The organism is Arsenophonus endosymbiont of Bemisia tabaci Q2, from assembly GCF_902713415.1.
Lineage (GTDB): Bacteria > Pseudomonadota > Gammaproteobacteria > Enterobacterales > Enterobacteriaceae > Arsenophonus.
In genome coordinates, this window is the sequence record NZ_CACTIE010000057.1 from 1 (window position 1) to 7,972 (window position 7,972).

General features: G+C 39.2%; 8 protein-coding genes and 1 pseudogene. 8 read left to right on the plus strand and 1 reads right to left on the minus strand.

The window, feature by feature from the left end; genetic code table 11:
* Positions 1-129: 129 nt before the first annotated feature.
* A pseudogene (locus tag ARSQ2_RS03295) lies at positions 130-1,203 on the minus strand (oxidoreductase).
* Between the two features lie 252 nt (positions 1,204-1,455).
* Here ARSQ2_RS03295 and rsxA point away from each other — a divergent pair.
* The 8 genes from rsxA to ARSQ2_RS03335 all read left to right on the plus strand — a co-directional run.
* Positions 1,456-2,037, plus strand: coding sequence for an electron transport complex subunit RsxA (gene rsxA / locus ARSQ2_RS03300; RefSeq protein WP_181994339.1), 582 nt, complete (start codon positions 1,456-1,458; stop codon positions 2,035-2,037).
* Positions 2,037-2,651 carry an electron transport complex subunit RsxB gene (gene rsxB, locus ARSQ2_RS03305; RefSeq protein ID WP_181994340.1) on the plus strand — a complete coding sequence of 205 codons (615 nt, stop codon included), beginning with the start codon at positions 2,037-2,039 and terminating at the stop codon, positions 2,649-2,651. Before rsxA ends, rsxB begins: the two co-directional genes overlap by 1 nt.
* Positions 2,644-4,494 (plus strand): electron transport complex subunit RsxC, encoded by a 1,851-nt coding sequence (gene rsxC, locus ARSQ2_RS03310; protein WP_181994344.1) that lies wholly within the window; start codon positions 2,644-2,646, stop codon positions 4,492-4,494. The genes rsxB and rsxC overlap by 8 nt, the downstream gene beginning before the upstream one ends.
* Positions 4,495-4,520: 26 nt before the next feature.
* The gene (gene rsxD / locus ARSQ2_RS03315; RefSeq protein WP_181994341.1) at positions 4,521-5,606 is read left to right on the plus strand and encodes an electron transport complex subunit RsxD; all 1,086 of its coding nucleotides are present in this window, start codon (positions 4,521-4,523) and stop codon (positions 5,604-5,606) included.
* Positions 5,607-5,615: 9 nt separating this feature from the next.
* Complete coding sequence (gene rsxG, locus ARSQ2_RS03320; protein WP_181994342.1) at positions 5,616-6,242, plus strand: electron transport complex subunit RsxG; 627 nt, start codon at positions 5,616-5,618, stop codon at positions 6,240-6,242.
* 5 nt (positions 6,243-6,247) lie between these two features.
* Complete coding sequence (locus ARSQ2_RS03325; protein WP_181994345.1) at positions 6,248-6,982, plus strand: electron transport complex subunit E; 735 nt, start codon at positions 6,248-6,250, stop codon at positions 6,980-6,982.
* The gene (nth, locus tag ARSQ2_RS03330; protein ID WP_181994343.1) at positions 6,975-7,628 is read left to right on the plus strand and encodes an endonuclease III; all 654 of its coding nucleotides are present in this window, start codon (positions 6,975-6,977) and stop codon (positions 7,626-7,628) included. The genes ARSQ2_RS03325 and nth overlap by 8 nt, the downstream gene beginning before the upstream one ends.
* A gap of 161 nt (positions 7,629-7,789) precedes the next feature.
* A partial coding sequence (locus ARSQ2_RS03335; protein WP_255487266.1) for a transposase occupies positions 7,790-7,972 on the plus strand: 183 nt, incomplete at its 3' end.

Consider the following 7,972-nt stretch of genomic DNA (forward strand, 5'->3'; position numbering starts at 1 on the left):
CAATATGGTGTAATCAAAATTAAGTCGCTTAGCTATAAACAACAAAAAATAATCAATTTATAAACGACGCCACCAACACATAACGCTTCCTTTAATATTTAAAAATATGAATAGACAAAATGAATAAAATTAAAGCGCCAGCTCTACTGTGTGTTGCATTTTTGCCGACTCGATTCCCGCTTCAATCAAATTTCATCACCAAAATAGCTTCTTCGGCGCTAACTTGATTAGGTGTACCATTAGTAATTGCCTGACGAATAGCACGATAATAGTGACCATAATTACCCGATAATTACCCGATAATTACCCGGTTTAGTTTCTAATGGCTTAACAATTAGCTCACCATTTTGTGACAACGTCACATTTCCATCGTGACTATCCTTACCCCAATCTTTTACTGTTGGTAATTGCCCTGCTTTTAAACACTCTTCTTGTGGATCGAGACCATATTTTACATAACTGCCTTCCATAGCATGTAGTAGATAAATCGGCGACTCTGCTGCTGCGATGGTGGTAGGATGTAAAACAACTTTTAAGGTTGGATAATTTAAGCAAACATGAAAATAATCAACTGTTTCAGCTTGTGGCCGGATCATCGCTATATCGGCAAAAATCGATTTAGGTTGGCCAAAAAGTTGCAATACTTGATCAAGAATGTGAGCCGCCAAATCATACCATAGACCACTCCCCGCCTCTTTTGACTCTGGCCACCGTTGACGCACATCAGGCCCGATAACCATAAAAATGCGATTCATAATATTTTAGCTCACCCAATATTTGCTTTTCTAACAACGATTTCACCGTTGAAAAACCTGAGTCCCAGCGGCGATTATAATAAACAGATAATAACTTACCTTTTGTTTGCGCTAATTGATTTAGCGTTAAAGCTTCCTGCATAGTCAAGGTAAACAATTTATCAACGATTACATGTTTACCGGCTTCGAGTGCTTGTTTAGCCAATGGGAGGAAATGTGTTTTATTTGGCGTTGGAATAACAATCAAAGAGACTTCTGGCTGCTCAGCAAAAAGTTGTTCAAGTGAAGCAAAAATAGGGACATTAGGCCAATCTTTTTTTACTTTTTGTTCATCACTACTTACAATAGCTGATAATTGAAATCCTTCTATTGTGGTAATAAAAAGAACATGAAAGGTTTTACCGGCAAAACCGTAACCAATCAAACCAACCTTAATCGGTTTATTCATAACTACCCCTTAAAACAAGGACATGTCAAACTTGAAACCATATATTACAACCAGAGCAGCCGATGCATATTATTTAGCGTACCTTTTTATTTTTTAGCTGCAATCACTATTTTTCATTTTCTTAAAAATCATTAACTGACTAAAATTGACTTTCACATAAGATCGATAACCTATATGACTATCAGTTGCTATCATAGCCGACCATTTAGGTTTACAACTTCGACTGACTAAATAAAAAATTTAGGCGTTCAGATGACAGATTATTTTTTATTATTTATCGCTACCGTTTTGGTAAATAATTTCGTGCTAGTAAAATTTCTTGGCTTATGCCCTTTTATGGGGGTTTCTAAAAAACTAGAAACCGCTATTGGTATGGGATTTTCTACAACATTTGTGATGACTTTCGCATCCATCTCTTCATGGCTAATGGATACATTGGTTCTAATACCGTTAGATTTAATCTATTTACGTACTTTAAGCTTTATATTAGTTATTGCTGTTGTTGTTCAATTTACTGAAATGGTGGTACGCAAAACCAGCCCGACACTATACCGTCTTTTAGGTATTTTTTTACCGTTAATTACCACAAACTGTGCAGTTCTTGGTGTCGCTTTATTAAATATCAATCAATCACATAATTTTTTACAATCTGCTGTTTACGGTTTTGCGGCTGCAGTAGGATTTTCTTTAGTAATGGTGGTATTTTCTGCCATCCGGGAACGTATCGCAGTGGCAAATGTTCCGCCTCCCTTTCGCGGTTTATCGATTGGTCTCATTACAGCGGGCCTAATGTCTTTAGCATTTATGGGATTTAGTGGTTTGGTAAAATTCTAATGAGTACTTTATTAATTGCAATCGCTCTTATTGCCGGATTTGGCCTTATTTTTGGTATTATTTTAGGATTTGCCGCGCTTCGCTTTAAAGTAAAAGACGATCCAATAGTAGAAAAAATTGATCATATTTTACCACAAAGCCAGTGTGGCCAATGTGGCTATCCAGGTTGTCTCCCATACGCCGAAGCAATTGCCAATAATGGTGAAACCATAAATAAGTGCGGGCCCGGCGGCGAACAAGCTATGTTAAAAATTGCCGAATTACTTAATGTAGAGCCACAAGCGCTTGATAAAGATAAATTAACGCCAGAACGAAAAGTTGCTTTTATTGATGAAGCCAACTGTATTGGCTGCACTAAATGTATTCACGCTTGCCCCGTTGATGCAATTATTGGAGCAACGCGCGCTATGCATACAGTGGTAGAAGATCTCTGTACCGGTTGTGATCTTTGTGTCGCCCCATGCCCAACAGACTGTATTACGATGCTACCAATAAAAACCACCATCAAAAACTGGAAATGGCATCTCACCACTATTCCAGTAAAAAATATTACTACATCATCGAACTCAACACCGATCGTTACATTTGCTAGCAAGGAGCAAGCAAATGTTTAACTTTTTCAAAAAACTTACGTCAAATAAAGAAAAAATTTGGTCTTTTTCAGGTGGCATACATCCGCATGAAATGAAAATACAATCAAGCCAAGTTCCGTTAGTTACGCTCCCTTTAGCTGATGAATTGATTATTCCTATTCAGCAACATGTAGGCTCAGCGGGTGATATCATTGTTAAAACCAATGACTATCTTTTAAAAGGACAAGCATTAACTAAAGGTTGTGATCGTCGGATCCCTGTCCATGCTCCGACTTCAGGTACTATTACTGACATAGCCCCCCATATAACCGCAAACCCCTCCGGCCTAAAAGAGCTTTGTATTCGGTTACAGCCAGATAGTAAAGATCAATGGTGTGAGCGCAAACCTCTACCGAACTACTTACAATATTCTACTAAAGTCTTATTGTCACATATTGAGCAAGCCGGTATAGCAGGATTAGGCGGCGCAGGCTTTCCGACGGCAACAAAGTTGAAAAATGGCAATAAGTTAATTAATACGTTAATTATCAATGCCGCAGAGTGTGAACCTTATATAACCGCCGATGATCGATTAATGCAGGAGCATGCTGATGAAATTATCGAAGGTATACTGATACTGATACATATTTTAAAACCGAAAGAAGTCCTCATTGGTATTGAAGATAATAAGCGCGCAGCAATAGCCGCCTTAAAAGAAGCACTTTTAGGCCAACAAGCTATGATTAAATTACGAGTGATCCCAACAAAGTATCCTTCAGGCGGCGCTAAACAATTAACTAAGATATTAACCGGCAAGGAGATACCCAGCGGCGTTCACTCTTCGTTCATTGGTATATTGATGCAAAATATTGGTACTGTTTTTGCGATTAAACGAGCCATTATCGATGGAGAACCATTAATTGAACGGGTGGTTACATTAACCGGTGATGCTATACAAAAGCCTGGTAATTATTGGGTTCGTTTGGGTACCCCGATCAATTTTCTATTACAACAGGTCGGTCTGGTGCCACAATCAGAGCAAATGGTTATTATGGGAGGGCCACTAATGGGCTTTACTTTGTCTGATTTAACCACTCCTATTGTTAAAATTAGCAACTGTATCCTTGCTCCTACCATAGCAGAAATCGGTGAACCTAATATTGAAGAAGCTTGCATTCGCTGTGGTCTTTGTACCCAGGCTTGTCCAGCTAATTTATTACCACAACAGCTTTATTGGTTTAGTCGAGGACAAGAGCATGAAAAAGCGGAACAATATAATTTATCCGATTGCATAGAATGTGGTGCTTGTGCTTATGTTTGCCCAAGTAATATTCCACTTGTCCGATACTATCGACAAGAAAAGGCAGAAATTAAAGCCATTACTGAAGAAAAGCAACGTAGATGGGATGCTAAGCAACGGTTTGAGGCTAAAAAAAGCCGGCTTGAACGAGAAAAAATTTTGCGTCAGCAACGGCATAATCAAGCTGCGGTTAAGCCTGAAGAAACCGAAAAAGCCGCAATTAATGCACAAAAAAATCAGGCTGATAATAGTAGAACTGAATCATTGAATAATCAAGCAGCGATTGAAGCGCGTCAAGCCAGAAAAGCCCAACTGCGCGCTATTCAAGCTACCAGACAAGCAGCAGAAAGCCAATCAGCTGTAACAACAGAAATAATAAGCGAGCCGCAGCCACCTGATCCACGCAAAGCGGCCGTTGCTGCCGCTATTGCTCGCGTTAAAGCGAAAAAAGCAGCAGAAAGCCAATCAGTTGTAAAAACAGAAATAATAAGCGAGCCGCAGCCAGCTGATCCATGTAAAGCGGCCGTTTCTGCCGCTATTGCTCGGGCTAAACCCAAACGTGATGCGCAGAGTAAAACTCCCTAATAATTGAACAATATATGAGCTGAAAAATGAAATTCAGACGAATAACGACTAATAGTCGGGTCAACCGATTAAAAATGACGACTTCACCCTTTACGCATGAAAACCAAAGTACCAGTAAACTTATGCTGTGGGTTGTTATTGCTGCCATTCCCGGTATTGCCTGCCAAATTTACTTTTTTGGTAGTGGAACGATTTACCAAATTTTACTCGCTATCATAACCGCATTTATTTGTGAGGCGGCAGCTTTACAGCTACGAAAATTACCGGTTATAACCCATTTACAAGATAATTCCGCCTTAGTAACCGCCTTATTATTGGCTATTAGTATTCCACCATTATCACCCTGGTGGCTGGTAGTTTTAGGGACGGCCTTTGCCATATTAATAGCTAAAAACATCTATGGCGGATTAGGCCAAAATCCATTTAATCCAGCCATGGTAGGTTATGTGGTATTATTGATCTCATTTCCTGTTCAAATGACCAGTTGGTTACCGCCGACAGAGCTTCAATCGATCCATGCCGATACTTTAGCTAGCCTACAAGTCATTTTTTCCGGCCATACCGATACAGGAGCAACTTTAAATCAATTAACGTTAGGTTTTGATGGTGTAACTCAAGCGACACCACTCGATAGCTTTAAAACGGGTTTACTAACACACTCAATTAGCCAAATACTGCAACAACCTGTTTTACAAGGTTCTTTAGCTGGCATCGGTTGGCAATGGGTTAATATTGCTTATCTGTTTGGTGGCATTATTATGCTTTACCGCCGAATAATCAGCTGGCAAATTCCGCTGGCTTTTTTAGCCACGCTAATATTCTGCTCATTATTGAGCTGGCTTATTATGCCATCACAATACGCTTCTCCTATGATACATCTCTTTTCAGGAGCAACCATGCTTGGTGCCTTTTTTATCGCCACCGATCCAGTTACAGCGGCAACTACACCCCGTGGTCGTCTTATTTATGGTACAATGATTGGATTATTAATTTGGATCATTCGTGTTTATGGTGGTTATTCTGATGCTGTTGCTTTTGCGGTATTACTGGCCAATATCGCTGTACCGCTGATTGATCACTATAGCCAGCCGCGTGTTTATCGCCATAAATAAGGAGTGGTTATGCTAAAATCCATTAGACATCATGGCTTGATATTGGCTGTTTTTGCTGCCGCTACCACTGGACTGACAGCAGTGGTTTATACCATCACCAAAAGTACCATTAATAACCAGCTACTTATCCAACAACAAAAACTGTTTGATCAAATTATTGCTCGTGAATTTTATGATAATAATTTAACCAAAGAGTGTTACTTAGTAAGTAAAAATCAAGCATTAGGTAGCGAACTGCCTCATCATCTCTATATTGCCAGAAAAGAGGGAAAACTGATTGCTGCCATCATAGAAAGTATCGCACCAGATGGTTATTCAGGAGCAATAAAATTGCTAGTCGCAGCCGATTTTCATGGTAAAGTGCTTGGTGTTCGTGTAACTGAACATCATGAAACACCTGGATTAGGTGATAAAATTGATATTCGTATTTCAAATTGGATCAACGATTTCTCAGGTAAAAAAATTGACTCAGAACATAGTCCCCATTGGGCGGTAAAAAAAGATGGCGGCGATTTTGACCAATTTACTGGTGCTACCATTACACCAAGAGCAGTTATTAATTCCACTAAGCGTGCAGCCTGGTTTATACAGTCGGTGCCACAAAAATTATCAACTTATCCAGCATGCGCAAATTAATTAGCATGCATGAAACTAAGAAACTTTTTATCCAGGGATTATGGAAAAACAATTCAGCACTGGTTCAATTATTAGGTCTGTGCCCCTTGCTAGCGGTTTCTTCAACAGCCACCAATGCGTTAGGATTGGGTCTGGCAACAACATTAGTGCTGTTTTTCACTAATATTACCGTCTCAACTTTTCGTCATTGGATCCCAAGCGAAATACGTATTCCAATCTATGTAATGATTATCGCATCGGTCGTCTCCTCTGTGCAGATGTTAATTAACGCCTATGCTTTTGATTTATATCAATCTTTAGGTATTTTTATTCCGCTGATTGTTACTAACTGTATTGTTATTGGGCGAACTGAAGCTTACGCCGCCAAAAATAATGTCTATAACTCAGCAATTGATGGCTTAGCGATGGGAGCGGGAGGCATGATAGCACTCTTTTTTTTAGGTGCCATGCGAGAAATTTTAGGTAATGGTACGCTGTTTGATGGTGCAGATTTTCTGCTAGGAGAATGGGCGAAAATATTACGTATTGAAGTTATTCATCTTAATTCTCCCTTTTTATTAACTATATTACCCCCAGGGGCTTTCATTGGATTAGGTTTGATGCTAGCAGGTAAATATTTAATCGATGAAAAAGTAAAAAAATATATTAGTCACAAACAACAGCAATCTGCGGTAAAATCGGCGGCTTTCCCCAATAAAAATCATCTAGCCAAGGATCGAGAGCAAATAAAATATGAATAAACAAAAGCGGATAGACATCCTGACTCGCTTACGTGACAACAATCCAACACCAACAACGGAGCTTGTTTTTAATTCGCCTTTTGAATTACTTATTTCTGTATTACTTTCCGCTCAAGCTACCGATATTAGTGTCAATAAAGCAACGGCAAAACTCTACCCGATTGCAAATACCGCTGAAAAAATGCTAGCCCTAGGCATCGATGAAATAAAGCATTACATAAAAACAATTGGGTTATTTAATACCAAAGCTGAAAATATTATTAAAACCTGTCAGATATTAATTGATAAATATAATAACCAGGTGCCAGAAAATCGCGAAGCCTTGGAATCCTTACCCGGTGTCGGCCGCAAAACGGCAAATGTGGTATTGAACACCGCCTTCGGCTGGCCAACAATTGCTGTTGATACCCATATTTTTCGCGTTTGTAATCGCACCAATTTTGCCCCAGGTAAGAATGTTATCGAGGTTGAACAAAAGTTACTCAAAGTAGTGCCGATTGAATTTAAAGTGGATTGCCACCACTGGTTTATACTACATGGCCGTTACACGTGCATTGCCAGAAAGCCACGCTGTGGCTCTTGCTGTGGCTCTTGTATTATTGAAGATTTATGTGAATTTAACGACAAACAATACCTCACAACCTAACGATTAACAAACGGATTTTCAAGACAACTTTATATATAGCTAAGCGACTTAATTTTGATGACATTATTTATATGAGCTATTCAATTCATTTTAGGCGTAAAGTGATATTTACGATGGAAGAAGAAGAGTTGAGTATCCGAGAAACAGCGAAGTAATTTCGGATTGGCTCTGCATCTGTATCGCGTTGGATTAATCAAATAGAGCCAAAAGCATCGACTACGCGTCAGCGAAAAATCGATAAATCCGAATTGATAAAAAATGTTGAACAATATCCAGATGCTTACCAAAAAGAGCGTGCAGAGCGTTTTGGCGTTTGTCAGAAGGCCATTTGGCAAGCTCTTAAA

Bases quoted from the DNA above. Each gene is read 5' to 3' on its own strand.
- rsxA (WP_181994339.1), top strand. From the start codon at position 1,456: ATGACAGATTATTTTTTATTATTTATCGCTACCGTTTTGGTAAATAAT.
- rsxB (WP_181994340.1), top strand. From the start codon at position 2,037: ATGAGTACTTTATTAATTGCAATCGCTCTTATTGCCGGATTTGGCCTT.
- rsxC (WP_181994344.1), top strand. From the start codon at position 2,644: ATGTTTAACTTTTTCAAAAAACTTACGTCAAATAAAGAAAAAATTTGG.
- rsxD (WP_181994341.1), top strand. From the start codon at position 4,521: ATGAAATTCAGACGAATAACGACTAATAGTCGGGTCAACCGATTAAAA.
- rsxG (WP_181994342.1), top strand. From the start codon at position 5,616: ATGCTAAAATCCATTAGACATCATGGCTTGATATTGGCTGTTTTTGCT.
- ARSQ2_RS03325 (WP_181994345.1), top strand. From the start codon at position 6,248: ATGCATGAAACTAAGAAACTTTTTATCCAGGGATTATGGAAAAACAAT.
- nth (WP_181994343.1), top strand. From the start codon at position 6,975: ATGAATAAACAAAAGCGGATAGACATCCTGACTCGCTTACGTGACAAC.